25 protein-coding genes are annotated in these 25,024 nt (G+C 49.3%); 13 read left to right on the top strand and 12 right to left on the bottom strand.

Translation table 11 applies throughout. The features are described 5' to 3' along the window. Positions 1 to 128: 128 nt before the first annotated feature. The gene (gene ruvB / locus MJ611_RS02385) at positions 129 to 1,172 is read left to right on the top strand and encodes a Holliday junction branch migration DNA helicase RuvB (protein WP_250427788.1); all 1,044 of its coding nucleotides are present in this window, start codon (positions 129 to 131) and stop codon (positions 1,170 to 1,172) included. Between the two features lie 114 nt (positions 1,173 to 1,286). On the opposite strand, the gene MJ611_RS02380 is transcribed toward ruvB, so the two are convergent. Then, positions 1,287 to 2,384 carry a type I restriction endonuclease gene (locus MJ611_RS02380; protein WP_250427787.1) on the bottom strand — a complete coding sequence of 366 codons (1,098 nt, stop codon included), beginning with the start codon at positions 2,382 to 2,384 and terminating at the stop codon, positions 1,287 to 1,289. A gap of 274 nt (positions 2,385 to 2,658) precedes the next feature. On the opposite strand from MJ611_RS02380, the gene queG reads away from it, so the two are divergent. Then, positions 2,659 to 3,603 carry a tRNA epoxyqueuosine(34) reductase QueG gene (gene queG, locus MJ611_RS02375; RefSeq protein ID WP_262921578.1) on the top strand — a complete coding sequence of 315 codons (945 nt, stop codon included), beginning with the start codon at positions 2,659 to 2,661 and terminating at the stop codon, positions 3,601 to 3,603. A gap of 7 nt (positions 3,604 to 3,610) precedes the next feature. Here the strand turns inward: queG and MJ611_RS02370 are convergent, their stop codons facing one another. After that, positions 3,611 to 3,796, bottom strand: a complete 186-nt coding sequence (locus tag MJ611_RS02370; protein ID WP_250427786.1) for a hypothetical protein — start codon at positions 3,794 to 3,796, stop codon at positions 3,611 to 3,613. Between the two features lie 351 nt (positions 3,797 to 4,147). Here MJ611_RS02370 and MJ611_RS02365 point away from each other — a divergent pair, with 351 nt between their 5' ends. Then, a complete protein-coding gene (locus MJ611_RS02365; protein ID WP_250427784.1) occupies positions 4,148 to 5,596 on the top strand; it encodes a BatD family protein in 1,449 nt (482 codons plus the stop codon). Then, positions 5,593 to 6,672 (top strand): chorismate synthase, encoded by a 1,080-nt coding sequence (gene aroC, locus MJ611_RS02360; RefSeq protein WP_250427783.1) that lies wholly within the window; start codon positions 5,593 to 5,595, stop codon positions 6,670 to 6,672. The genes MJ611_RS02365 and aroC overlap by 4 nt, the downstream gene beginning before the upstream one ends. A gap of 12 nt (positions 6,673 to 6,684) precedes the next feature. Here the strand turns inward: aroC and MJ611_RS02355 are convergent, their stop codons facing one another. The 4 genes from MJ611_RS02355 to MJ611_RS02340 all read right to left on the bottom strand — a co-directional run bounded on the left by MJ611_RS02355 (position 6,685) and on the right by MJ611_RS02340 (position 9,950). Beyond that, positions 6,685 to 7,362: an ATP-binding cassette domain-containing protein gene (locus MJ611_RS02355; RefSeq protein ID WP_250427781.1), complete on the bottom strand. Its 678-nt coding sequence runs from the start codon at positions 7,360 to 7,362 to the stop codon at positions 6,685 to 6,687. Continuing rightward, the gene (locus MJ611_RS02350) at positions 7,355 to 7,672 is read right to left on the bottom strand and encodes a hypothetical protein (RefSeq protein ID WP_250427780.1); all 318 of its coding nucleotides are present in this window, start codon (positions 7,670 to 7,672) and stop codon (positions 7,355 to 7,357) included. Before MJ611_RS02350 ends, MJ611_RS02355 begins: the two co-directional genes overlap by 8 nt. Before the next feature lie 41 nt (positions 7,673 to 7,713). After that, positions 7,714 to 8,340, bottom strand: a complete 627-nt coding sequence (locus MJ611_RS02345; RefSeq protein ID WP_250427778.1) for a carboxypeptidase-like regulatory domain-containing protein — start codon at positions 8,338 to 8,340, stop codon at positions 7,714 to 7,716. A gap of 221 nt (positions 8,341 to 8,561) precedes the next feature. Then, entirely contained in the window at positions 8,562 to 9,950 is a 1,389-nt protein-coding gene (locus MJ611_RS02340; RefSeq protein ID WP_250427776.1) for a sodium:proton antiporter, read from the bottom strand. A 219-nt stretch (positions 9,951 to 10,169) separates the two neighbouring features. Here MJ611_RS02340 and MJ611_RS02335 point away from each other — a divergent pair, with 219 nt between their 5' ends. After that, positions 10,170 to 10,778 carry a NifU family protein gene (locus MJ611_RS02335; RefSeq protein WP_250427774.1) on the top strand — a complete coding sequence of 203 codons (609 nt, stop codon included), beginning with the start codon at positions 10,170 to 10,172 and terminating at the stop codon, positions 10,776 to 10,778. Positions 10,779 to 10,891: 113 nt separating this feature from the next. Here MJ611_RS02335 and secDF read toward each other — a convergent pair whose 3' ends face one another. The 6 genes from secDF to MJ611_RS02305 form a co-directional block, all read right to left on the bottom strand. Then, positions 10,892 to 13,918 (bottom strand): protein translocase subunit SecDF, encoded by a 3,027-nt coding sequence (gene secDF / locus MJ611_RS02330; RefSeq protein WP_250427773.1) that lies wholly within the window; start codon positions 13,916 to 13,918, stop codon positions 10,892 to 10,894. A 173-nt stretch (positions 13,919 to 14,091) separates the two neighbouring features. After that, a complete protein-coding gene (locus MJ611_RS02325) occupies positions 14,092 to 14,463 on the bottom strand; it encodes an RNA methyltransferase (protein ID WP_250427772.1) in 372 nt (123 codons plus the stop codon). A 42-nt stretch (positions 14,464 to 14,505) separates the two neighbouring features. Then, entirely contained in the window at positions 14,506 to 15,198 is a 693-nt protein-coding gene (locus MJ611_RS02320; protein ID WP_250428761.1) for a potassium channel family protein, read from the bottom strand. Further along, positions 15,198 to 15,818 (bottom strand): uridine kinase, encoded by a 621-nt coding sequence (gene udk, locus MJ611_RS02315; RefSeq protein WP_250427770.1) that lies wholly within the window; start codon positions 15,816 to 15,818, stop codon positions 15,198 to 15,200. The genes MJ611_RS02320 and udk overlap by 1 nt, the downstream gene beginning before the upstream one ends. 69 nt (positions 15,819 to 15,887) lie before the next feature. After that, positions 15,888 to 16,481, bottom strand: a complete 594-nt coding sequence (locus tag MJ611_RS02310; protein WP_250428760.1) for a non-canonical purine NTP diphosphatase — start codon at positions 16,479 to 16,481, stop codon at positions 15,888 to 15,890. A 318-nt stretch (positions 16,482 to 16,799) separates the two neighbouring features. After that, positions 16,800 to 17,309 carry a phosphoribosyltransferase family protein gene (locus MJ611_RS02305; RefSeq protein ID WP_250427768.1) on the bottom strand — a complete coding sequence of 170 codons (510 nt, stop codon included), beginning with the start codon at positions 17,307 to 17,309 and terminating at the stop codon, positions 16,800 to 16,802. 181 nt (positions 17,310 to 17,490) lie between these two features. On the opposite strand from MJ611_RS02305, the gene MJ611_RS02300 reads away from it, so the two are divergent. From MJ611_RS02300 to MJ611_RS02265, 8 genes are all read left to right on the top strand, one after another. Further along, positions 17,491 to 17,736, top strand: coding sequence for a type B 50S ribosomal protein L31 (locus MJ611_RS02300; protein WP_250427766.1), 246 nt, complete (start codon positions 17,491 to 17,493; stop codon positions 17,734 to 17,736). Positions 17,737 to 17,814: 78 nt separating this feature from the next. Further along, on the top strand, positions 17,815 to 19,023 hold the full coding sequence (locus tag MJ611_RS02295) for a GlmU family protein (RefSeq protein ID WP_250427764.1): 1,209 nt from the start codon (positions 17,815 to 17,817) through the stop codon (positions 19,021 to 19,023). 198 nt (positions 19,024 to 19,221) lie between these two features. Continuing rightward, entirely contained in the window at positions 19,222 to 20,349 is a 1,128-nt protein-coding gene (locus MJ611_RS02290) for a DNA polymerase III subunit (RefSeq protein ID WP_250427763.1), read from the top strand. An 8-nt stretch (positions 20,350 to 20,357) separates the two neighbouring features. Then, complete coding sequence (gene hemC / locus MJ611_RS02285) at positions 20,358 to 21,308, top strand: hydroxymethylbilane synthase (protein WP_250427762.1); 951 nt, start codon at positions 20,358 to 20,360, stop codon at positions 21,306 to 21,308. Positions 21,309 to 21,461: 153 nt separating this feature from the next. Then, positions 21,462 to 22,106, top strand: coding sequence for a peptidylprolyl isomerase (locus MJ611_RS02280; RefSeq protein ID WP_250427761.1), 645 nt, complete (start codon positions 21,462 to 21,464; stop codon positions 22,104 to 22,106). 15 nt (positions 22,107 to 22,121) lie between these two features. Beyond that, entirely contained in the window at positions 22,122 to 23,027 is a 906-nt protein-coding gene (locus MJ611_RS02275; RefSeq protein ID WP_250427760.1) for an SDR family oxidoreductase, read from the top strand. Positions 23,028 to 23,199: 172 nt separating this feature from the next. Further along, the gene (locus tag MJ611_RS02270; protein WP_377495758.1) at positions 23,200 to 24,852 is read left to right on the top strand and encodes a sodium-dependent transporter; all 1,653 of its coding nucleotides are present in this window, start codon (positions 23,200 to 23,202) and stop codon (positions 24,850 to 24,852) included. A gap of 5 nt (positions 24,853 to 24,857) precedes the next feature. Then, positions 24,858 to 25,016: a hypothetical protein gene (locus MJ611_RS02265; RefSeq protein WP_250427759.1), complete on the top strand. Its 159-nt coding sequence runs from the start codon at positions 24,858 to 24,860 to the stop codon at positions 25,014 to 25,016. Positions 25,017 to 25,024 lie beyond the last annotated feature (8 nt).

Below are 25,024 nucleotides of genomic sequence, written 5' to 3'. Positions count from 1 at the left end.
TATGACGAATAACTATAAAATAATTAGCAAAAATTCGTAAATTCGTACGTATAAATGGAGCGAAAGCAATATCCAAACTGTTACCTTTAGGTAGTGCTAAAGCTGATTTTAAAGTATAAAGTATAACAATGAGAGAAGATTATCTCACCGGCGGTAATGAATACATGACGCCGACCGAACGCGATATAGACAAGGCGCTCCGTCCGCTTAGCTTTTCCGATTTTACCGGGCAGGCAAAGGTGGTGGAGAACCTGAAAATATTTGTGCAGGCAGCGCGCAGGCGTGGTGAGGCACTGGACCACGTGCTGCTGCACGGGCCTCCGGGACTTGGTAAAACGACCTTATCGCATATCATCGCCTCGGAACTGGGTGCAGGTATAAAAATGACATCTGGCCCGGTACTGGACAAGCCAAGCGACCTGGCTGGTCTGCTGACCAACCTCGATGCCAACGACGTGCTGTTTATCGACGAGATTCACCGTCTGAACCCGATCGTGGAAGAGTACCTGTATTCGGCCATGGAAGACTATAAGATTGACATCATGCTCGATTCCGGTCCGAATGCGCGTTCCGTGCAGATCAGCCTGAACCCGTTCACGTTGATCGGGGCTACCACGCGTTCCGGTCTGCTTACTGCACCGCTACGTGCGCGTTTTAGTATCAACAGCCGTTTGGAATATTACGATGCCGAATTGCTTACTTCAATTGTGAAGCGTTCGTCCGCCTTGTTAGGTGCGCCTATACATGAGGATGCCGCTTTCGAGATTGCCCGCCGCAGCCGTGGTACCCCGCGTATTGCCAACAACCTGCTGCGCCGTACCCGCGACTTTGCCCAGGTAAAAAGCAATGGTACCATCGATGTGGAGATCGCACGTTTTGCCCTGAACGCCCTGGATGTGGACCACAACGGCCTCGACGATATGGACAAACGCATTCTTTCCTGCATCATCGACAAGTATAAAGGTGGCCCGGTGGGTATCTCAACCATCGCAACGGCCTGCGGCGAAGAAGCCGAAACCATTGAGGAAGTGTACGAGCCGTTCCTGATCCAGGAAGGTTACATCAAACGTACTGCCCGTGGCCGCGAAGCAACCGAAGCTGCTTACCGGCACTTGGGCAAAATTCCGCCGCAACATGCACAAGCCTCTGGCGGTTTGTTTGACCAGGAGTAAAGAATAGTAAAAGCTGTTTGTAATTATGTAGAAAAGCAGGCTCTGATGGGCCTGCTTTTTTGTTTGGGGAAGTATAGTTTACTAAGTTCTTTGCTTTTCTTAAAGCTAATTTAGCTATACTGTTTGACCTTCTTGTACTTTCTCTAGTCTATGTAGGGTGCTTAAAAGCTGATCAGAATAATCATAGATGTTGTCCAGTAATTTGATCTCTACTTTAGTCTCTTTCCCTGTTTCGTCAAATAGGCCTAGATATTTTTTAGTTCCATTTAGATGAAGCCTGCATATTGTTTTTCGGATGTTATCGTCTAACAATATATTCAAGTAGCGCGTTGTGTCACGATAAAAGATTCGGGAGCCATCCACTTTTTTACGAACAATTGATTTTATAATAAAGTAACCCTCACGCTCTAAGTCCGAGAATTCAATTTTATTTTCCTCAGGTTGTACTACTTGCTGGGTTTGAATTATCTCCTGCTCCTGTTCTTTTTTGGATGCATCAACCTCGTTCGACAAGGCTGTTTTCAGTCTATCACTTATTATGTCGCTTACATATTGGTGCAGAGACTTCTTAACCATAGGTGTGAATTGTTCCATTATCTTGGCAGTTACAGGGCCAGAATAAATTTGTTTAGCAAAATGCTTTACAAACATTTCTGTAGGATTGCCAAACTCACTAGAAATAATCTTTTTAATTTCCCGTGTATACTTCAATTCAGTGGCAGCGCTTAGTATCTCCTCAACATCGAAAGTATTTTTCTGATACTTTTTAAGTTCGAAAACTGCTGCCTCGCTCATATCGGTAATGTTGAACTCCCAAAATGGTTTATTATCCATTTTGTTAGGCTCTTCCAAATCAGTGTAAAAGCGATAAATAATTCCATTAGTTAAAATTCCGAATCGCGTGCTGCAGACATGAAAATAGCGATGCAATTGGGAGTTATGTACATTTAATTCCTCCTTCCAATGTTTGCACTCAACAATTATGATTGGCTTACCATCCTTCTGAATACAATAATCTACTTTTTCGCCTTTCTTTATACCCAAGTCTGCTACAAACTCAGGAATAACTTCCAACGGGTTGAAGACATCATAGCCAAGTGCAGCAATAAAAGGCATAACAAAAGCATTTTTAGTTGCTTCTTCAGTTTGAATGGAGTCTTTCAGGCGGGACACTTTCTCGCCTAAAGCTTTGATTACATCAATAAAGTCCATCAGGTAAGCTCGTTTTATGGTGGTTTTTTATTTTAATATCAATATATATATAAATATTAATAATCTACAAACGAATTGAATTTTATTAGTGATGTTGAAAGTATAAAGATTTATCTTCTAGTATCCCTTTAAAATATGTATTAGAAAACCTGAAAATCCATACAACTGACTATCATCTAGATCATCCGATATAATCAAATCGGATTTATTTCTCCCTAAATTTGTTCTTCTGAAAGTATAGCCACCAAGTATAACACCGGCTGCAACGTATAACTTGAACAAATCACAATACACATACCTCATCAAGCAGAAGGCGCAGGAACTGGGCTTTATGTACTGTGGCATTTCCAAGGCGGATTTTCTGGAGGAGGAAGCGCCCCGGCTGGAGAATTGGCTAAAGCAGAACATGCACGGGCAAATGCACTACATGGAGAACCACTTCGATAAGCGCCTGGACCCGCGCCTGCTCGTGGAGGGGGCCAAGTCGGTGGTGTCGCTGCTGCTCAATTACTACCCGGAGAAGGAGAACCAGCAACCAGACGAGGATACCTATAAAATATCCAAGTACGCCTACGGCACCGATTACCACTTCGTGATCAAGGATAAGCTGAAGACGCTGCTCCAGTACATCAACGAAAGTATAGGGGAGGTGGGCGGCCGCTGCTTCGTAGATTCTGCTCCGGTGCTCGACAAGGCCTGGGCAAAGAAAAGCGGTCTGGGCTGGGTAGGCAAAAACTCCAACCTCATCACGCCGCAGGTAGGTAGCTTCTACTTCATTGCCGAACTCATCATCGACCTGGAACTCGACTACGATGGACTGATCAAAGACTACTGCGGCTCCTGCACCAAATGCCTCGATGCCTGCCCGACCAATGCCATTGTAGCGCCTTACGTGGTAGACGGCAGCAAGTGTATTTCCTACTTCACCATAGAATTAAAAGACCAGCTGCCGCAGGAAATGAACGGAAAGTTTGGCAACTGGATCTTCGGCTGCGACATCTGCCAGGATGTATGTCCCTGGAACCGCTTCAGCAAGCCACACAAAGAGCCTGCCTTTGCGCCGCATCCGCAGCTAAAGGAGCTGAAAACTTCTGACTGGCAGGAGATAACACAGGAGGTCTTCTCACAGCTGTTTAAAAAATCAGCAGTGAAGCGCACCGGCTTTGCGGGCCTGGTGCGCAACATACAGTTTGTAGAGGGTGAACCCGGAGAAAAATAAACTGGAATCAGACTTTAGAGAACACTTTGTTCAGGATCAGGAGATACATCCCTGAAAACAGATCGTAGCACCATTGCTTGAGTTGTGTAAGCTCTTCTTTCACTAAAAATCTGAAAGATTTTCTTAACTCTTTCTCAAACAGCATCTTGTCGAAACTAACTTTCGTCAGGATGGTCTTAACGTACTCTAACATTTTGGTAAGTGTAAAAAAGATAATTATGGTTTGGTCTCAGATACGGGAAAACTCCGGAAAGGGTATCGTATTTGGGTACAAAGGTCCAAATTTATAGTGGATGATTTATATTCGGTGTAAAATTATTTTTATACATGCCTCTTCCTTCCTCAGAGCTTAACTTATACTTCCGTTTACTAAACCAGCAGCTGCTTTTGCCTCGCTTGCAGGCACCTGTAACGTATTTAGAAGAACCTCTTAACAGAGCATGCTGCAGCAGGCAAAGGCTGGTAAGGAAGTTGAAATTGAAGTGCAGGAAATTGTTAAATTTGCTGTTATCGTTTTAACAGCTGTTGTGTGCAGTACCGGTCTATGCGCTTTTCAATTCTCTTAACTATACTTTGTGTGTTGCTGGCTGTACCCGCATGGGCGCAACGCATTGCAGTGGAGTTAGGAAAAAGCCCGCTTCCGATCAACCAGTATTATACCGTCTCAATAAGGTTGCAGGACCAGCCCTTGCAGGAGTACAGCCCCTTCCCGGAAATCGAGGGATTTAAGAAAAGCACAAAGTTCTCCTCTACCAAAACCATCATCACAGGCGGTAAAACCACTACCATCCTAACCATTACCCAAAACTATGCTGCCCTACGCGAAGGCGACTTTGTGCTGAAGCCTTTCTCCATGAAAGTGAACGGGCAGACCGTTCAATCGCCGGGAGCTCCCATCAAGATACTGCCTATGGCAGCCGTACCTCCGCAGGGGCCTGCACAGCCCAACGTGGCACCGGCAGAAGAGGCAGAGCGGGCAACAAAAGAGGCGCAGGAATTTGTAGACAAAGCAGATAACGCCTTTCTAACACTTTACACCGATAAAAAGGAAGTATATGTAGGAGAGGGAGTAAACGTGACCTTATACTTCTACCTGGCCAACGAAGATCAGCGCCTGCTCGATTTCTATGATTTTGTGAACCAGATTGAGGGCATTCTGCGGCAGCTAAAGCAACCCAATGTATGGGAAGAGTCTTTTGAGTTCACAGAGATCACTCCGGAGAACGTGGTGATCAAAGACAAGCCGTTCCTGCGATTTAAGCTTTACGAAGCCGTGCTGTACCCGCTCAATGCGGAGCCGCTCCGCTTTCCGGCCTTGTCGCTGAAGATGATCAAGTATAAAGTTGCCCAGAACCCAACGCTACTCACCGAAGACAGGCAGGAAGGCTATAAAACGTTTTATGCCCGGGAGCAGGTAGTGAAGGTGAAAGAGCTGCCGCCGCACCCCTTACGCGATATGGTGCCTGTGGGGCAGTACGTGTTGCGCGAAAACCTGTCGAAGAAAAGTGTTGCCGTAAACAATAGCTTCAAATACCAGTTTCGGCTGGAAGGCGAAGGAAATCTGGCAGCGATCATGCCGCCTGTACCGGCAGCCATACCGGGCCTGGAGTTCTTTCCCCCGGACCTGCGGCAGGACGTAACCCGGCAGGCGGGCCACGTAATTGGCTCTAAGATCTTAACGTATGCGGCCATGGCGCGCGAGCCAGGCAAGTACGACCTGGGAGATGCGTTCGAGTTTATATACTTCAATACCGCCACTGCTACCTACGACACCTTGCGCGCTACTCTGAACGTGCAGGTAACCGGTGCACGCGATGCAGATGCCCAGATCCTCTCCAGAGATCTGGGGCCATTTTATAAGATCATTGAAAACGAAGATGCCACGCTGGTGAGCCTCTACCAGGTTGACGAGATCAAGCGCTATACCAACATCATTTTGCTGGTGCTGCTGGCCCTGTCGGGCTTCATCTTCCTGAAACGAAAGAAATTATGAGCAATTCATACGGAAAGATATTCAGAATAACCACTTTTGGCGAGTCGCATGGTGCTGCTGTGGGCGTGATCGTGGATGGTTGCCCTGCCGGCCTGGAGATATCCGAGGCTGAGATTCAGCAGGCCCTGGATCGCCGGCGCCCCGGCCAGTCCGATATCACCACACCCCGCAAAGAGGAAGATAAAGTAACCATACTTTCAGGTGTGTTCGGGGGCAAAACAACGGGTACGCCCATTGCCATGGTGGTGAACAACAAAGACCAGCACAGCCACGACTACAGCCACATCGAGCATGCTTTCCGCCCGTCGCACGCCGACTATACTTACACGGCCAAGTATGGCACCCGCGATTACCGGGGCGGCGGCCGCAGTTCTGCCCGCGAAACGGTTGCCCGCGTGGCTGCAGGCGCTTTGGCTGCCAAACTGCTCAGCCACTACGGAATTGCTGTCTCGGCCTATGTGTCGCAGGTGGGAAGTATAAAGCTGCGCAAGCCTTACTATAAGCTGGATCTGAGCAAGATCGAATCGAACAAGGTGCGCTGCCCGGATGGGAAAACAGCTTCCCGCATGATCGGGTTGATCGAAGAGACTCGGGACAAGCTGGATACGATTGGAGGGGTGGTAAGCTGTGTGATAAAAGGCGTGCCGGCAGGATTGGGCGAGCCTGTATTTGATAAGCTACACGCAGAGCTGGGTAAGGCCATGCTAAGTATAAACGCCGTGAAAGGCTTTGAATACGGCAGCGGCTTTGAAGGCGTGCAGATGCGCGGCTCTGAGCACAACGACCAGTTCTATACCGATGAAGCGGGAAACATCCGAACCCGCACCAACCATTCCGGTGGCATACAGGGCGGCATCAGCAACGGGCAGGACATTTACTTTAACGTTGCCTTCAAGCCGGTAGCTACCATCCTGCAGCCGCAGCAAACCATTAACGATGCCGGCGAAGAGATTACCCTCCAAGGCAAAGGCCGCCACGACCCGTGTGTGCTGCCGCGCGCCGTACCAATCGTAGATGCCATGGCCGCCTTGGTTTTGGCTGATTTTCTGCTGCGCCAGAAGGTGAACCAAGTATAGCAAGCTTGCCTGTTAACTAAACTTGCCTGCCGGAACATAGCCCCACCGGAGCAGCTCTGCTTCGTGCGTAATCGGCCGGCAATAACCATCGGCCAGAAGTATGATCCTGCGGCTCACGCGCAACACCGAGCGGTAATCGTGGTCTGTAATGATAAAGCCTTTGGTGCTGAGGTGCGATTGCAGGAGCATTTCAATATGTTCTACATAGAGCGGCTCCACACCTGAGAAGGGTTCGTCGAGTAAGAGAAACTTAACATCGAGCTGCAGCAGGAGCAAAAGCTCAAGGTATCGCCGTTCTCCCTTCGAGAGCTCGTCTGCTCGTTTATGAAGGTGCTTCTGTATTCGTATGTCCTGCTTTACAACCTCTCTTTTTTTAGGTGCCGGCAAGTATAGATCGATGATTTTCGTTAGCCTGATGTTCTTTGGCAGGAAGTCTTGCTGCGGCAGGTACGCCATCAAGGTCTGGTGTTTGTAAGGCTCGGGGTACACCTGGTTATCTATCCGGATGTGCTTGTTCTCGGTAGCCTTTGTGCCAAAAATGATCTGGAGCAGCGTGGTTTTTCCGCAGCCGTTTCTGCCCAGTAAACCTACGATCTCGCCTGTTTCGCAATGCAGATAAACATCTGTTAGCAATTGCCTGTTACCCACCTGGTACCGTATGCTGTCTGCTTCGAGTTGGTGCTTAGGCATACAAGTATAGTTTAAGGCAGAACAACAGCAGGGCAATAGCTACATTGATTAAATATGCCCCTATAACCAGACTTAGCTTGCTCAGGCCCAGGTTGTGGTAAAAAAAGTATTGGCCGCTGTACCGCTGCTCAAAGAAGTAGAGCGCAAGTATAAAGCTGCCTGTCAGCAGGTTTAGGCTAAACGCATTGATGAACCCGATCAGCTTATGTTCGCTGAAAGCCATACTTACCACGCCTGCCAGCAGCGAGAAAGGCAGACCAAAGCTTTGAAGGCCTTTGTAGTAGTGCAGGTGCAGTTTAAGCTTTTGCATAGTTGACGTATAGTGCCCTGTGTTTTTAGCTGTAAGCAGGCTTATTTAGATTTTCGTTTAGGTAACCGGAGCAATTTGCTGATAGGGATAGAAGCCAGCTTTATATCCGGAGGTACCATATACCGGCTTTGCATCTGGCGATGCTGTTGCTGCTGCACATATTTCCCGACCGATTTTGCATCCATGGCATAACCTGTTCTGCTGATATCACTTTTAGCTACCTGCAGATCCACTTCCTGCTTGGCTTCTTTTGGCAATTTTACTTTGGATATGGCCACCTTCAGGTCCCGTTCCGTGGCCCACGGCATTACATCCACTGTCGGCAGGGCAATGCTGCTTTGCTGTAGCACGATGGTAGCAGAGTAGCTTTGCGTTGTGAAGTCTTTCGGAATAAGGATGTAGTGCCGTTCATAACCCAAGGCAGCTATCACAACGCTGTCGCCAGGCAAAACAGGTAGCGAGAAAAACCCACTTTTATTCGTCTGTGTACCTCTGGAAGTATGTGGAACAAAAACAGCGACGCCGGCCGCAGCTGTCACACTATCCCCGGATGTGACCAGGCCCGATAACTGCACCACCTGCTGCGCCTTTGCCTCTTGCCGGCAGCCTGTCCAAAGTATGGCCAACATACAGATTACAAAGGCAAGCGCTCGCAAGTTTATCTTCATATGTAGCAAGTGCCCAACCGCAGGCCCGTTTATACTTATAATATTAACATTTTTATATATAATAGCAAACACCAAAGTAGCTTATTTTCGCATGCCTTACGGCACGTCAGGCATCACATGGCATAAAAGCAACAGAGCCGCCCCTGTGTACCAGGGGCGGCTCTGTTTGTAAGTATAAAAATGATCAGGCTTGTATCTTACATCCTGATACCTGTGTCTTTTTAGAACAAACGCAGGTGCACTACCAGGAACCAGATCAGTACCAGGATCGGTAACAGGAACGGAATGGAAAAGCGGAAAACATAGGCAAAGAAAGACGGCATTTTGATACCTGCACTTTCTGCAATCGCTTTCACCATAAAGTTCGGACCGTTTCCGATGTAAGTAAAGGCTCCAAATAATACAGAAGCCAGCGAGATTGCCTCCAGCAGAATCAGCGTAATCGGGTCGGTGCCGGTTCCGTTGGCAAAATTCCTCACTTCTACCACGCTGTTCTGGGCCATATCATACTTGGCCATGGCCAGCGACAGGAAGTTGGCATAGGTTGGTGCATTGTCCAGGAAGCCGGAAAGCGATCCGGTGGCCCAGTATAGGAAGTTGGCCGTGATGTACTGCGCATACTGCGGCGAAGATGCAACCTCAGCAGAAAGCTGCAGGGCGGGCATCATGGTAAAGAAAATACCGAAGAACAGGAATACCACTTCCAGGATCGGGTGGAAGTTGAACTGGTTACCTGCCAGCGCCGTCTTGCTCGAGAAGCGGAAGCAGGCAAATGCTGCAGAAAGCTGGATAACCTCACGCAGGAAAGAAAACTTATTGCCATCATAGGCAATGTGCGGCAACCCTTCTACCACGTTCGGGTCCAGGAAAATGGCACCGATGATGATGGCCAGCCAAAACAGGTTTCGCTTTCCGGTGATGTAGAACTCTGTCTTTTCTTCTATTTTGGAAACCACTTCCGGACGAGGGGTAAACTCTTTTTCCTTGTTGCGTCTGTCGAGCAGAAAGAAGGCCAGGCACAGAAGGATAATTGCTAATACCCAGGGCATGAACAGGTGCTGCAATGTCCAGAAGAACGGCACACCCTTCAGGAAGCCAATGAACAGGGGCGGATCACCCAGTGGCGTCAGCAAACCACCGGCGTTACTTACAATAAAGATGAAGAATACAATCTGGTAAGGTTTGATGCGGTGGATGTTCAGGCGGATGAACGGGCGGATAAGGAGCAGGGAGGCACCTGTTGTACCTACTATGTTTGCCAGCACAGCGCCAATAGCTACCAGGGCGACGTTCATCAGCGGGGTAGCGCGGGCATTAATGTTGATGTAAATACCGCCTGCAGCAATGTATAGCGAACTAAGCAGAACTGCAAAGGAGGCGTATTCGGCCAGTGTGTGTATCGGCATGTGAACATCCTGCAGCGCAAACAGGTAGTAGGCCAGCACCAGCAGGCCAAGCGTTACTGCTACTTTTTTATAGTTATGCTCCCAGAAATGAGGAAAAAGTACAGGGCCACTTGCAATCATCCCGATCAGGAGCAGGAACGGAATGATGAGATAACCAGGTACAGGATGTTGGGTCTGTGCTAATAGTATAAAGTTAAAGAGCATGTTTTTTGGTGCGGGGGTTACATCAGGTAAAAAATTAACTTCAGCACAAAGTTACATTTTACGCTCAGAAATGCTAGGTCAAATCGCACAAACTGCCCGAAGCAGAGGCCTCCTGGGGCGGCATTGGCCCTGGCTGCAGTAGGTGGTTGTCAGAATTATTGACTACTTTTGGAAACTTTAACACCTCTGTAAAAGTTTTAATTTTAAACTGATATGTCTATGACAGAAAATAAAGAAAAGATGGTTTCAGTTTACGCTGAGGCCAATCCAAACCCGGAATCCATGAAGTTTGTGATGAACGTAGCCCTGCTGCCGGATGGCCAGAGCGTAGATTATCCGAACCTGGAGAGCGCAATGGAGTCACCGCTGGCACAGGAGTTGTTTAACTTCGATTATGTGTCGCGTGTGTTCATTGCCAGCAACTTTGTTACCGTAACCAAAAACAGCAGCATCGAGTGGGTGAAGCTGATACCAGAACTGCGTACTTTCCTGAAATCATATGTTGAGGCTGGTGGCCCGATCTTTAACGAAGGGTTCTCTGCTGCTAAAACAGAAACAGCTGCCAACAGCGAAGCATCTGCAGAAGACACCGAAGTATCCAAGAAGATCATCGACCTGCTGGATAACTATGTACGCCCTGCCGTGGAGCAGGATGGTGGTAACATCACCTTCAAGTCATACAACGATGGCATTGTAACCGTACACCTGCAGGGTTCCTGCAGCGGCTGCCCGTCTGCAACCGTAACCCTTAAAGCCGGTATCGAGAACCTGCTGAAGCGTATGGTGCCTGAAGTAAAAGAAGTAGTAGCAGATGGAGTAACCATCTAAGTATACTTTACCAGAAGCATAAAAAAAGCCAGCCTGATGTAGGCTGGCTTTTTTGTTTGATATGAAGTAAAACTCCCGAAGCTGTCGAGGCTTCGGGAGTTTTTGTTTTATACTTAGCGGGCTTGTGCCACAGGCTTAGCCGGAGTTGGAGTAGACTCCGGCTTTTTCTTCATGGTATCAACTACAATCGGAGCTGCAATGAACAGCGAAGAGTAAGTACCAAACAGGATACCGATCAGCATGGCCAATGAGAAGCTGCGCAGGATCTCGCCACCGAAGATGAACAGCACCAGCACCACCATAAACACTGTGAATGAAGTGATAATGGTACGGCTGAAGGTATTGATCAGGGCCGGGTTGATGATCTCACCAACGTGCTTGCGAGGGTTATCTACCATGTACTCGCGCACACGGTCAAAGATTACCACCGTATCGTTGATAGAGAAACCAATAATGGTCAGTACTGCCGCAATGAATACCTGGTCCATCTCGTAAGAAATGCCGAACAGATCAAGTATAGCGAAAACTGCAATGATCATGAGCGCGTCGTGCAACAAGGCAACCACACCGCCCAAGCTGAACTGCCAGTTGCTGAAACGGAACATCACGTAGATGAAGATACCAACCAGCGACAGCAGCAATGCGATCAGGGCTGTTTTCTGGATGTCGTCGGCCATTGTGGCACCTACTTTAGAAGAGCTCAGAACCTGTGGGTTAAGCGACTTGTACTCTTCCAGACCCTGCAACAGAGCTGTTTTAACCTGCTCGTCTGCCGTTGTGCTTTCGTCATCAGCCAGGTAGCTGGTAATTACTTTCAGTCGGTTAGATGCACCAAAGGTCTTCACTTCAGTACCTGCTTCCTGGAAGTTGTCGATCAATGCGCCACGTACTTCAGAAGCCGGAACAGCCTGGTCAAGCTGCACGATATAAGAACGGCCACCTTTGAAGTCCACACCCAGGTTTGGTCCTTTGATAGCCATGGCGATAAAACCAAAGGCAAGTATGGCCAGAGAAAAGGCATAAGCAGGCTTCTTCCACTTCATTACATCAAACTTCACGTTAGCGAACATTCTGTCTGTGAAAGAAGATGAGAAAGACAATCTGCCGGCTCTCTTGAAGCTGCTCTCGATAAGGAGTCTTGAAATGAATACTGAAGTAAAGAACGATGTTACGATACCCAGCATCAAGGTGATGGCAAAGCCTTTTACAGGTCCTGAACCGAAGAAGTAAAGTATAAAACCAGCCAGGAACGTAGTAACGTTCGCATCCAGGATGGTCATGAACGCCTTATCATAGCCTTTGTTGATCACTTCGCGCAGAGGCAGGCCTTTGGCAGCTTCTTCGCGCATACGCTCAAAGATCAGTACGTTCGCATCCACGGCCATACCCAGTGTAAGTACGATACCGGCGATACCAGGGAGTGTAAGCGCTGCGTTAAACTGCGCCAGGATACCCAGGATGAAGAACACGTTGAACACAAGGGCAAGGTCAGCGATAAATCCGCCTGTTCTGTAGTAAGCGATCATGAAGACAACTACTACAAGCAGACCAGCAATAGTAGAAAGCAGACCCTGGTTGATAGCTTCCTGGCCCAGTGAAGGACCTACGATCGCTTCTTCCACGATGCGGGTAGGAGCTGGCATTTTACCTGCTTTCAGGATGTTGGCAAGGTCTTTTGCCTCTTCTATAGAGAAGTTACCGGTAATCGAAGAGTTACCGCCGGTAATCTCGCCCTGAACGACAGGGGCAGAGTATACATAGTTATCCAGTACGATGGCAACCTGACGGCCTACGTTGTCGCCTGTAAGGCGAGCCCATTTCTTGGCACCGGTTGGCGTCATGGTCATGTTGATCTCAGGAGAACCGTTTTGGTCGAAGTCCTGACGGGCATCGTTAACAGCCTCACCTGTCATAGGGGCTTTGCCGTCACGACCTTTTTTAATAGCATAGAACTCCACGAACTCCTGACGGTTATCGCCGGCAATTGGCTTCACGCCCCACAGGAACTTCATGTTTGGAGGGAAGATAGCGCGTACTTCTGGTTTTGCGAAGATATCGTTGATACGGGCTGTGTCGCGTACGTTGGCACCGATACCGCCAGGCATTGCTGTGAACAGACGTGCCAGCACGCCACCCTGCTGTGCTGCAGCAAGCGAGTCGATGGTAGAAGTAGCTTTAGCAGAGTCTTTGGTCGGGGTAGCTTTCGCCAGTGCAGTAGAGTCAGTGGTACCAGCTGCTTTGGCCAGTACGTCTTCGTTTGCAGCGCCTACCGCAGCAGAGTCGGCTGCAGCATTGGCTAAAACATCTTTTTTAGCGGTTTCTGTAGTGCCCAGGTTCAGCTGGCCTGCTTTTTCCTGCTTGTCCAGCTGCTCGCCCAGTTGTGCAAAGTATGGAGAGAATTCTTCCGGAGTCCATACTTCCCAGAACTCCAGGTTAGCCATACCTTGTAACAGCTTACGAACGCGGTCAGGGTTGTCGATGCCCGGAAGCTCGATCTGGATACGGCCGCTGCCTTTCAGGCGCTGGATGTTTGGCTGGTTTACACCGAATTTGTCGATACGGGTACGCAGGATGTTGAAAGAACGCTCGATGGCATCTTCTACTTCCTTGTCGATCACGTTGATCACTTCTGCGTTGCTGGACTCGTAGCTGATCTTACCACGGTTGGCCGTATTAGAGAAGATGCGGCTCAGGCGGCCATTTGGCTCTACTTCGCGGTAAGCTTCAGCAAACAGCGTAGTAAAGTTTTCCTGGCTGTTTTTCTGCAGCTCCTGTGCACGGGCAAGAGCTTTCAGGAAGTTCGGGTCTTTGCTGTTGCCAGACATCGACTTGATGATCTCTACCGGAGAAACCTCCAGTACCACGTGCATACCGCCACGAAGGTCAAGGCCTAGGCCAAGCTCGTTCTCTTTTACCTCCTGGTACGTATAGCTGGCACCCAGAAAGTTGTAAACCGGCTCTTTCCAAACCGAGTCCAGGTAGGTCTGCTTCTTGTCCATATCAACGTTGCCTTGCGCGTCGGTAGCATAAGACTCTGCGTCCTTCTGCACGCCGCGGGCAACAAAAGAAAACGACAGGTAGTACAGGCAGAGCGCCGATACAATTGCCGTTAAAACAATTATTAAGGTTTTATTCCGCATGGGTTAATGAATAAATAAAAAGGTATAGTTGATTAAATTCATGTTAAAGGGCAGGCAGCATAGGTTCTAAAAAGAACAACTATAGAAGGTAGCCTGCTTGTTCCGCACACGCCCGATTTTAGCCTGTGGGAATTTATACTTCCGGAAAGTATGGGAAAGGGGAAAACCCCAGCCTAAGGAGCGTTGGGCTGAATGGTAATAGGGAATAACCGGGCAACAAAGCCTTTACCGGGTGCTCTTGCAGCATAGGCAGGCACTACCTCGTCGGCTGGTGCGGCAAAAGAAGGCAGTGGTGCCGGCTCTAAAGCCTGTTGCTCCAGGTTCAGTACTACAAAGGATGTAGTTGCCTCTAAGGATACTTTTTGCTTTACAACAGTCTTGCGCTCTGCACCAGGGGCAGAGGCCAGCTTAGACGCTGTTTGTTTTGGCGCATTGTCGTAGGTATAGGCCACCACCTCCTGCCCGTTGAGCATAAGTGCCCAAAGCAGGGTTACCGACATCAGCAGATGCCTGAAATGGTACGATATGGTTGGTCGGCCTGACATGCAGAAAACAAATGTAATGTGTTTCTTTTAAAAATGAAACGTTTAGCGGTTAATATCAACAAATCGCTTTACGTCCTGCTTTTTGCCGATAAGGATCAGGATATCAGAAGGGTAAATGATGGTATCGGCTTTGGGTACGCCAATGATGTGCTCTACCTGTGTTGGCTTGCCATCCTGGATCTCCTCAAAAAAACGCTTGATCGTGATCAGGTTGAGGTTGTACTTCTCGCGAAGGGATATTTTGGCCAGGCTGCGGTTGGCAATGCCATTGGGCGCATTGATCTCCACGATCTCGTAGTTATCGGGCAGGGGCAGGAAGGTACGGATGCTGGGCTGCAGCAGGCGCTCGGCCACGGTACGGCCTACTTCACCCTCCGGCGAGAGGATCTCGTGCACGCCCATCTTTTCAAGGATGCGGCGCTGCTGGGCATTAGAGGCCCTGGTAATGATACGTTTGATGTTAAGCTCCTGCAGGTTGGCTGACGTGATCAGAAGTGCTTCGAAGTTTTCCCCGATGGCTACCACCACCGCATCCATGTCCTGGATGTTCTGTGCCTCCAGCGCGCGCAGGTCCGTAGAGTCAAGAGTTACGGCGTGAGCCACATCGTCTTTGATGTCGTCTACGTGGTCTTCGTTGTTATCGATGGCCAGTACCTCGGCGCCCCGCTCGGCAAGGGTGCGCGCAATGGAGTTTCCGAATACTCCGAGCCCGATCACTGCAAACTTGTGCCTTATCATGCTTTTATTTTGGCGTTTAAATAAGTTGTCAGTACATCGAGTCCCTTCTCAAAGTTATTGTTGTTGGGGATGATGATGTCCGCGTCGTTTTTATACGGCTTGATATACTTTTCGTAGGTTGGTGCAACGTGGTGCGTGTAGCGGTACAGCACGTCGTCAAGGTCGTAGCCACGCTCAATCTTATCGCGTACAATGCGGCGCTGCAGCTTGATGTACTCTTTGGCGTCGATGTATACTTTCAGGTCGAGCAGCCTGGCGATCTCCTCAAAGTAAAACACGAAGATGCCTTCTACCACCACAATAGGAGCCGGCCTGAACTCGAGCTGTTTTGGCACTACGTTCGGGTTATTGAACGTATACTCGGTGCGGTATACGGTTTCTCCCTTGCTCACCCTCAGCACATCCTGGGCATAGGCTTCATCATCTATGCAGGAAGGAAGGTCAAAATTGATCACACCGTTGGCGTCGCTTGTCTGGTGCTCGCGCGCCTTGTAGTAGTTGTCCTGCGAAATGAGACATACGTTCTCAGGGTCGAACGATGTCAGTAGCTTGTTCAAAAAAGTAGTTTTTCCTGAAGCACTACCTCCTGTAATCCCGACGATAAATGGCTTTTGCATTGGAAGCTATGGTTTCAGACTACAAAATTAAGGTATTATGCAGTACGTGCTACAGGTAAGGCAATAATTTTACGCTCCGGCAGGTTGCTGCGCTTTCAAAAACTCCACAAGCCTGCGAATGGCTTCGCCGCGGTGGCTGATGGCGTTTTTCTGATCCGGCGTCATCTGGGCAAACGTCTGGTCATAGCCATTGGGTACAAACACCGGGTCGTAGCCAAAGCCTTTGTCGCCTTTCCATTCTTGGGTGATGTGCCCGTTCACGATGCCTTCGAACTGGTGTTCCTGCCCGTCTAAGTATAAGGTAATGGACGTGCGGAAGCGGGCTTTGCGGTTCTCTTTGCCCTGCATGCTTTGCAGCAGCTTGTTGATGTTGTCGGCGTCGGAGCGTTGCGGGCCTGCATAGCGGGCAGAGTACACACCGGGTTCGCCGCAGAGTGCGTCTACCTCCAGGCCGGTGTCGTCGGCAAAGCAGTTTACCCCGTACTGCTCCCACACGTATTGCGCTTTTTGCCGGGAGTTGCCCTCCAGCGTATCCTGGTCTTCTGCCAGCTCTTCGTAGCAACCCACGTCTTCCAGGCTCAGCAGTTTATACTTGCCCTCGAGCATACGGCTTACTTCGGCAATCTTATTTTTATTATTGGTAGCAAAGCAAAGTTCTTTCATGATCAGGATTTTCAGGATGTATGGATTGGCAGGATTTATACTTGGCACTCCTAGTTGTTTCTATACTTGATGCCCTCGTTGTGTGTTTTCACCAGCAAGTATAAAGGTGGAGAAAGCAAGAAGTATTGGTTGTTGGTGAGAACACCAACAACGGCGAATGTAGGCATTCATTATAGTGTGCTCTCTACTCCAAGTATAGAGATTTAGACTCATGTCATCGTATCATGAAGCTTTCAGGATGTAAAAGCATCGCTTGTTAAACAAGATGATTTAAGAGGAGTATCAACAATTTAACAATCATCAATTAACAAGTAGAGCTTAATGCAAATATGCCGCTAACTCATGCTCCTGCAGTACCACATCTACGTGCTCGCGCAGGGTGGTGGCCAGGGAATAGCCGGTATAGGTGGCGGCAACCGGGAACAGCGTGTGGTGGCGGTTTACCAGTGTGGCGATCTCTACTTTTTTAGGACTGTGCTGCAGGAAGGTGTTCATGGCATAGGCCAGCGTCTTGCCCGTGTTCAACACGTCATCCACAAGTATGATCGTCTTGTTTTCAAGTATAACCGTGTCTGGCGCCAGATCCACCGGCGATTGCAGTGGTGCGTCTTTGTCCAGTGTAACGCGCAGCAGGCTCACTTTAAGAGGAGAGATGGACTCTAGTTGCTTTGCCAGCAGTTCGGCCAGTTTGTAGCCGTTCTGGTAAATGCCTGCCAATACAAGTTCCTGTTCTTCAAAGTTGTTTTCGTATACTTCGTAGGCCATGCGGATGATCTTCTGCTGGATCTGCGCCTGGTCGAGGATCAGGTTCTGGTGTGGATGTGTCATAGTTGTAGGGGCTATAGTCCGGCGCCCTCTGCAGCGCCTGATACAAATTTACAGATTTATCGGTTGCACGTCCTGTTTTCGTATCGGTACAAAATAATTTGGTTAGTAGCGTTTTAAATTCCGAATTTGTTATTATTTTTGCAGTCCGATTCAGAATTAAGGTTAATAAACGTTTATAATAATGAAAAAAGGCATTCACCCAGAATACAGAGAGGTTGTATTTCAGGATATGACGAGTGATTATAAATTCATCACCCGCTCTACGATGACATCTAGCGAAACGATTACAATGGAAGATGGCAAAGAATATCCTGTAATCAAAGTGGAAGTTTCTTCTGCGTCTCACCCTTTCTACACTGGTAAAAACATCTTCGTGGATACTGCTGGTCGTGTAGAGAAATTCAACACGCGTTACAAGAAAAAATAAGCGGTTTCTTCCGGTTAAAACGTTTCAATTTAAGAGTCTTCTCGTTTAATCCCGGGAAGACTTTTTTATTTTTGTCCCATGCGCATCATTCTCTTCGACGAACCAAGCATACGGCAGTCGCTGCTGCCGCTGACGTTTACCAGGCCGGTAGCCGAAATACGGGTAGGCATCCTTACGATTGCTGAAAAATGGCAGCATTATACCGGAGAAGCTGTCTCATACCTGACACAGCCCTACCTGCAGGCAAAGTATAAACTGCAACACACAGACAGCAACCTATACGTGAACGGGGCTGTGTGCCCCTCCGAAGAACTGCTCAGCGAGATCAAAGCGCTGCAGCCAGGGGAGGCGCTGTACCAGAACGACCTGCTGCTGGCGCTGCATGCCGGTAGCGAACAGCTGCTCCAGCCTGAAGAACTGGCCGCTTATACTTCTGGAAAGCGATCAGAAAGCAGCTTTGCAGGCACCATCATCCGGGATGTCTGGGAGATTTTTGTGAACAACGGGCAGCAGATCCGCCGTGACTTCAGCTTGATCACGAAGGGGCGCCAGAGCCAACCGGTTAATGACAAATTCACGGCTGTGTATGGCGAAGAGAACATCTTTATTGAAGAAGGCGCGACAATCAAAGCAGCTATTCTGAATGCTGAGGGTGGCCCCATCTACATCGGCCGTGATGCGCAGGTGCAGGAAGGTGCTATTATCAGAGGACCGTTTGCTTTGGGCGAAGGCAGTACCGTGAACATGGGCGGTAAAATGCGCGGCGATACCACCATTGGGCCTTTTAGCAAGGTGGGGGGCGAGATCAGCAACTCGGTTATATTTGGTTACAGCAACAAAGGCCACGAGGGCTTCCTGGGCAATTCAGTATTGGGCGAGTGGTGCAACCTGGGTGCTGATACCAACACGTCCAACATGAAGAACAACTACGCCGAGGTAAAGATATGGAACTATGCCAAAGGCGGCTTCAAAGGCACCGGGCTTCAGTTCTGTGGGCTGGTTATGGGCGACCACAGCAAGTGCGGTATCAACACCATGTTCAATACAGGCACGGTAGTAGGCGTAAGTGCCAACATTTTCGGTACAGGTTATCCGCGTAATTTCGTGCCGTCCTTTAGCTGGGGCGGTGCCTCGGGCTTCGAAACCTATCAGCTGCGCAAAGTATACGAGGTGGCTGAAAAAGTACTGGAGCGCCGCAACAAGAAGCTCGACGATACAGAAAAAGCCATACTTGAGGAAGTGTTCAACCAGACCAAACCATACCGGGTGTGGGATAAAAAAGCGTAGCTTTTTTGACAAAAGACCAATGGACAAAGGAGTGCTTGATAAAAGAGGTATGCTTAAAAGTCCTTTGTCTTTTGTCAAGTAGTCAAAATGTCAATTGCTATATTGTTAAATTGCTGAATGGTTAAATTGTTGATTAAGTATAAATTCTGATCAGCCACCCATTCGTAATTCATAATTCTTAATTCGTAATTCAAAAAGGTGCAGTTCTCACAGATAAAAGGACATCAGGAAACAAAAACATTACTGCTCAATTCGGTGCGGCACAGCCACGTGGCGCATGCGCAGTTGTTTCTGGGTAAGGAGGGAAGTGCGAACCTGGCGCTGGCGTTGGCCTATGCCACCTACATCAACTGCGAAGACAGGCAAGCCGATGATTCATGTGGAACGTGCAGCAGCTGCGTTAAAATGAACAAGTTGGTGCACCCCGACTTCAACTTCGTGATGCCGGTTACCAGCACCAAGTCTGTTACCAAAGACGTGCTGAGCCAGAAGTTCCTGACGGAGTGGCGCGAGTTTGTGCTGGATAACCCTTACCAGGGGCTGAACGAATGGATGCAGCACATCGGCGCCGAGAACAAGCAGGGAGCCATCTCGAAAGAGGAAAGCCGCCAGCTGGTAAAACTCGTGTCGCTGAAGGCATTTGAGGGCGATTACAAGATCGTGGTGATTTGGTTGCCGGAACTGATGCACCCGTTTGCCGCCAATGCTTTGCTGAAGTTACTGGAAGAACCGCCTGCCAAAACATTGTTCCTGCTTGTGTCGCAGGCCGCTGAGAAGCTGCTGGCTACCATCACCTCCCGCACCCAGATCGTGCAGGTGCGCAGCTTTACCGAGCAGGAAGTAGTAGAATACCTGCAGGAAAACTATAACACCGACCAGAACACCGCTTACCAGATCGCGCAGCTGGCCGAAGGCAACCTGAATGCGGCCGTAAAACTTACCGGCGAGATCAGCAGCGACTATTTTTCCTTTTTTACCTCCTGGATGCGCCATTGCTACAGCTACAAGTTCGGCGAAGTGGTGGACATGAGCGAAGAGTTTCAGAAGCTGGGCCGCGAGAACCAGAAGAACTTCCTGCTTTACGCTCTCAATCTGTTCCGGAAAGTGACGCTGTATGGCGTAGATGCCTCGCTGATCTCATACCTGCCCCCCAACGAACTGGACTTTGTGCAGAAATTCTCGAAGGTGATCACGCAAAACAATGCCGGGCAGCTGGCAGAAGAACTCAACCAGGCCCATTATCATATCGAGCGAAATGCCAACCCCAAAATGGTGTTTGTAGACAGCTCCATACAAATTGCCGGCTATTTGCGCGGCGCAAACTAAGTTATACTATGACAACGGAAACGACTGTTAAAACCATACGCATCGGCACCCGCGGCAGCAAACTTGCGCTCTGGCAAGCCAACGCCGTAGCCGATAAATTACAGACCGCCAACCTGCTTACCGAGATCGTGATCATCAGCACCAAAGGCGACCAGGTGCTGGATAAATCGCTGGACAAGATCGGCTCGAAAGGCGTGTTTACCGAAGAGCTGGAAGTAGGCCTGCGCGACGGAAGTATAGATATTGCCGTGCATAGCGCCAAAGATGTGCAGTCTACCATTCCGGATGACCTGGAACTGGTGGCTTTTATGGAGCGCGAGCAGGTGCACGACGTAATCCTCTCTTTTGATCCGAACTTTAAACTGGAGCGCGACAGCAAGGTAGTAATCGGAACTTCTTCTACCCGCCGTAAAGCTTTGCTGAAGAAGTTCTACCCGAACGTAACTACTGCCGAATCGCGGGGCAACCTGCAGACGCGCCTGAAGAAGCTAGAGGATAAACAGTTCGACGCGCTCATGCTGGCCTATGCCGGCGTTTTCCGCATGGAGTACGACAACCTGATCGTGCACGCCTTCCCGACAGACGAGTTTACGCCGGCCGCCGGACAAGGCAGTGTGGCCGTGGAGTGTGCCAAAGACCTGGACCCGGAGCTGAAGCAGCAGATCAAAGCAGCGCTGGACCACCCGGAGACACACGTGTGTTTGCTGGCCGAACGCGCCTTCCTGAGAACCATGGAAGGGGGTTGCAGCATTCCGTCGTTTGCCCTGGCTACTTTAACCGCAACCGGGCAGGTAAGTATACGCGGTGGCATCGTGAGCCTGGACGGACAGCAGCACCTGGTAGAGGTGTTTGAGGCGCCTCAGAGTGAGGCAGAAGCCATCGGGGTAAAACTGGCCGAAACCATACTTGCACAAGGTGGCGCCCAGATCCTGAAAGACATCCGGGAGCAGCGCAGCTAGGCGTTTATACTTATACTTTACATCCCCATGCTACCCCTTTCGGAGTCGGCATGGGGATGTTTGTTTTTATACTGCCGCCTACTAAAACCGCTTAAATTTGGAATAGAGCAAAAAAAAGGGAAACTTAAAGACCGATTTGGTTAAATAACAAGTATGTTTCAAAAGAAAAGTTTAGCTCATACTATTGTGGCAGCAGCTTTTGCTGTGCTCGCGCCCCTCTCTGCTTTTGCACAAAAAGCACCCAAAGGCAAAGATCAGCTGGTAACGATTTCCACCCCTCAGGGCGAGATAAAGCTGGTGTTGTTCAACGACACACCCAAGCACAAGGAGAATTTCCTGAAACTGGCGAAAGAAGGATTTTACGATGGTACCACTTTTCACCGCATTGTGGACGGCTTTATGATACAGGGCGGTGATCCTAATTCCAAAGACGATGATCCGCGGAATGACGGTGGCGGAAATCCGGGCTATACCGTTCCTGCCGAGATCAACCCCAAGTATAAACACCAGCGTGGCGCAGTGGCTGCGGCCCGCCTTGGCGACCACATGAACCCGGAACGTGCTTCCAGCGGCTCTCAGTTTTACATTGTAGAAAATCACGATGGCACCCCCATGCTCGACGAAGCTTATACAGTGTTCGGGCAGGTGGTAGATGGCCTGGATGTGGTCGACAAGATAGCCGAGCAGCCGAAGGATGGCCGTGACCGCCCGCTCTCTGACATCAAAATGAAGGTGAAGGTGGAAGAGGTGAAGAAGAAGAAGATTGCCAAGAAGTACAACTATACTTACAACAACTAATCCCTTTCAAAAAGGATGAAAAGAATACTAATAACGGGCGCTAACGGCCTGCTGGGGCAGAAGCTGGCAGAATTGCTGCTAACGCAGGCAGACGTGGAGGTGCTGGCCACCAGCCGCGGCGAAAACAAACTGGCTGCTGTTTTTCCAGACCTGCCCTTCGCATCAATGGACGTGACCGACAAGGCCCAGGTAGAGGAGGTGGTAAGCCAGTTCAAACCGACGCACATTATCCATACGGCCGCCATGACCAACGTGGACCAGTGCGAAACAGACCATGAAGGTGCTCTGAAACTGAACCGCGATGCCGTGCAGTACCTGGTAGAAGCCTGCGAAAAGTATAACGTGCACCTGATCCACGTATCAACAGACTTTATTTTTGATGGCGAGGCCGGTCCTTATACCGAAGAAGCCGAAGCCAATCCGGTTAACTTTTATGGCGAGACCAAGCGCCTGGCCGAAGAGATCGTGAAGAAAGCCAAATGCAAGTGGGCCATTCTGAGAACTGTGCTGGTTTATGGCGTAGCCCATGATTACGGCCGCACCAACATTGTGCTGTGGGTGCGCGACAGCCTGCGTGCCGGCAAAACGATCAATGTAGTAGACGATCAGTTCCGGACGCCAACGCTGGCAGAGGACCTGGCGCAGGGCTGCTGGCTGGCCGCCAAGCACGATGCAGAAGGCATCTACAACATTTCCGGCAAGGAGATGCTAACACCTTATGATATGGCACTGCAGGTAGCCGATTACTTCTCGCTCGATAAGTCCCTGATCAACAAAGCGGACGGAAGCACTTTTACGCAACCGGCAAAACGCCCGCCACGCACCGGTTTTGACATTACAAAAGCGGAGAAAACGCTGGGGTATAAGCCACATGCCTTTTCAGAAGGAATACGTGTTGTGGCAGAACAGGCGGGAAATTAGCCTTTCGAGTGGCTCGATTTACTTATTCAAAAAAGTATGAATAAGACAGTTATATTAAAAAAAAGCGATTATTTAATGGGTGTAATCAAATCCATTAGCTAAATTGTACGCTTTAAATTCAGCAAACAACCTACAAACCTAAACCTAAACTAACCAACTTCTACCCTTATTTATGAGTGCTAATAAAGAATCTTGGGGCTCCCGCGTCGGACTTATCCTGGCCATGGCCGGTAATGCTGTCGGGCTTGGAAACTTCCTGCGCTTCCCGGTGCAGGCGGTGCAAAACGGCGGTGGCGCCTTCATTATCCCTTACCTTGTTTGTTTCTTAGTGATGGGCATTCCGCTCCTCTGGATCGAGTGGTCTATGGGGCGCTTCGGAGGCAAATTCGGCCACCACTCTACGCCGTTCATCGTGGATACCATGGGCAAGAACCGTATGTGGAAATACATCGGTGTATTTGGTATCTGGACAAACATTGCCGTAGCTGCTTACTACTGCTACCTCGAATCCTGGACACTCTCGTACATGATGCACTCGGTGATGGGCTCTTTTAACGGGCTTGATCAGAATGGCGTGGCAGAGTTTTTCAACCACTATGTAAACCTCGATACGTCTACAACAGGTATTCCGTACGAGCCAATCGTGTTCTTTGTGATCTGCTTGCTGATGAACACCTTCATACTTTCACAAGGTCTGGCCAAAGGTGTGGAGCGCGTTGCGAAAATAGGTATGCCGTTGCTTATTCTGTTCGGTATATTCCTTGCTTACAGAGGCTTTACAATCACTGCAGGTGAGCAAGGCGCTATCAACGACAGCTCTGTTGGTCTGAACTTCCTCTGGACTCCGAACTACGACCAGCTGTGGTCGCCAAGTGTTTGGTTGGCTGCTGCCGGCCAGATCTTCTTCACACTTTCCGTAGGTATGGGTACAATCCATTGCTATGCTTCTTATGTGCGCTCTAAAGACGACATTGCGCTGAACGCGATGTCTGCCGGCTGGATGAACGAGTTCGTGGAAGTAGTACTGGGTGGTGCTATCCTGATCCCGATCTCGATCGGTTACCTGGGCATCGACCGCGTAACAGAACTGGTGCAGCTCGGTGGCCTTGGTCTTGGATTTAAAACGCTGCCATACCTGTTCTTCCAGTGGGGCCCAGTTTTAGGTGCGATCTCCGGGGTGATGTGGTTTGGCCTTTTGTTCTTTGCCGGTATCACCTCTTCACTGGCCATGGGTACACCGTGGATCGGTTTCCTGCAGGACGAGTTTAACTGGAAGCGCAAGCCAGCTGCCTGGTCGTTTGGTCTGATCGTGTTCCTGCTGGGTATGCCAACTGTATTGTTCTTCAACTACGGTGTGTTTGATGAGTATGACTACTGGGCAGGCACGGTATCGCTGGTAGTGTTTGCCTTGCTGGAGTCGATCTTGTTTGCCTGGGTATTTGGTATCAACAAAGGCTGGAGAGAAATTACTTCCGGTTCTGATATCAAGGTGCCTAACATTTACAAGTTCATCATCAAGTTTATCACGCCTGCTCTTTTACTGTGGGTGTTCCTGGGCTCGCTGTTCACGCCAAAAGGTGGCGACTGGGGGGCTGCCCTGAGCGGTAACTGGGTGTTGGATAACGGTTCGATCATCAAGAAGCTGATGAACAGCGGCCTGAAAGAACAACTTGCTGCTGCTACCGACCCGGCACAGATTGCGCAGTTAGAGGAGACAATGTTCTTTGTGAACGCATCCCGTACATTGCTTGTACTTGTGTTCCTGAGCATTGCAGCCCTTGTTTACATTGCTTATAAGAAACGAGTTAGAGAAGGTAGAATTTAGAAATTATGAACGCATCTGCACTTGTTATCATGCTTATCACACTGATATCGGTAACCGGAATTACGATATACTTTTTCTCTTTGGTGTTGAGAACTCCACCGAAGCCTGAACCAGACTCTTATCTCAACAACGATGATGAGGTAGAGCGGCAGGTTCACGTATAATAACTACA

Origin of the sequence: Pontibacter ruber, from assembly GCF_023630205.1 — a bacterium.
Taxonomy (GTDB): Bacteria; Bacteroidota; Bacteroidia; order Cytophagales; family Hymenobacteraceae; genus Pontibacter; species Pontibacter ruber.
This window is presented reverse-complemented; position numbering and strand designations above follow the sequence as displayed.

What these genes read in the sequence shown, in the direction of transcription:
- ruvB (WP_250427788.1), top strand. Translation starts at nt 129, where the DNA reads ATGAGAGAAGATTATCTCACCGGCGGTAATGAATACATGACGCCGACC.
- MJ611_RS02380 (WP_250427787.1), bottom strand. Translation starts at nt 2,384, where the DNA reads ATGGACTTTATTGATGTAATCAAAGCTTTAGGCGAGAAAGTGTCCCGC.
- MJ611_RS02370 (WP_250427786.1), bottom strand. Translation starts at nt 3,796, where the DNA reads ATGTTAGAGTACGTTAAGACCATCCTGACGAAAGTTAGTTTCGACAAG.
- MJ611_RS02365 (WP_250427784.1), top strand. Translation starts at nt 4,148, where the DNA reads ATGCGCTTTTCAATTCTCTTAACTATACTTTGTGTGTTGCTGGCTGTA.
- aroC (WP_250427783.1), top strand. Translation starts at nt 5,593, where the DNA reads ATGAGCAATTCATACGGAAAGATATTCAGAATAACCACTTTTGGCGAG.
- MJ611_RS02355 (WP_250427781.1), bottom strand. Translation starts at nt 7,362, where the DNA reads ATGCCTAAGCACCAACTCGAAGCAGACAGCATACGGTACCAGGTGGGT.
- MJ611_RS02350 (WP_250427780.1), bottom strand. Translation starts at nt 7,672, where the DNA reads ATGCAAAAGCTTAAACTGCACCTGCACTACTACAAAGGCCTTCAAAGC.
- MJ611_RS02345 (WP_250427778.1), bottom strand. Translation starts at nt 8,340, where the DNA reads ATGAAGATAAACTTGCGAGCGCTTGCCTTTGTAATCTGTATGTTGGCC.
- MJ611_RS02340 (WP_250427776.1), bottom strand. Translation starts at nt 9,950, where the DNA reads ATGCTCTTTAACTTTATACTATTAGCACAGACCCAACATCCTGTACCT.
- MJ611_RS02335 (WP_250427774.1), top strand. Translation starts at nt 10,170, where the DNA reads ATGACAGAAAATAAAGAAAAGATGGTTTCAGTTTACGCTGAGGCCAAT.
- secDF (WP_250427773.1), bottom strand. Translation starts at nt 13,918, where the DNA reads ATGCGGAATAAAACCTTAATAATTGTTTTAACGGCAATTGTATCGGCG.
- MJ611_RS02325 (WP_250427772.1), bottom strand. Translation starts at nt 14,463, where the DNA reads ATGTCAGGCCGACCAACCATATCGTACCATTTCAGGCATCTGCTGATG.
- udk (WP_250427770.1), bottom strand. Translation starts at nt 15,818, where the DNA reads ATGCAAAAGCCATTTATCGTCGGGATTACAGGAGGTAGTGCTTCAGGA.
- MJ611_RS02310 (WP_250428760.1), bottom strand. Translation starts at nt 16,481, where the DNA reads ATGAAAGAACTTTGCTTTGCTACCAATAATAAAAATAAGATTGCCGAA.
- MJ611_RS02305 (WP_250427768.1), bottom strand. Translation starts at nt 17,309, where the DNA reads ATGACACATCCACACCAGAACCTGATCCTCGACCAGGCGCAGATCCAG.
- MJ611_RS02300 (WP_250427766.1), top strand. Translation starts at nt 17,491, where the DNA reads ATGAAAAAAGGCATTCACCCAGAATACAGAGAGGTTGTATTTCAGGAT.
- MJ611_RS02295 (WP_250427764.1), top strand. Translation starts at nt 17,815, where the DNA reads ATGCGCATCATTCTCTTCGACGAACCAAGCATACGGCAGTCGCTGCTG.
- hemC (WP_250427762.1), top strand. Translation starts at nt 20,358, where the DNA reads ATGACAACGGAAACGACTGTTAAAACCATACGCATCGGCACCCGCGGC.
- MJ611_RS02280 (WP_250427761.1), top strand. Translation starts at nt 21,462, where the DNA reads ATGTTTCAAAAGAAAAGTTTAGCTCATACTATTGTGGCAGCAGCTTTT.
- MJ611_RS02275 (WP_250427760.1), top strand. Translation starts at nt 22,122, where the DNA reads ATGAAAAGAATACTAATAACGGGCGCTAACGGCCTGCTGGGGCAGAAG.
- MJ611_RS02270 (WP_377495758.1), top strand. Translation starts at nt 23,200, where the DNA reads ATGAGTGCTAATAAAGAATCTTGGGGCTCCCGCGTCGGACTTATCCTG.
- MJ611_RS02265 (WP_250427759.1), top strand. Translation starts at nt 24,858, where the DNA reads ATGAACGCATCTGCACTTGTTATCATGCTTATCACACTGATATCGGTA.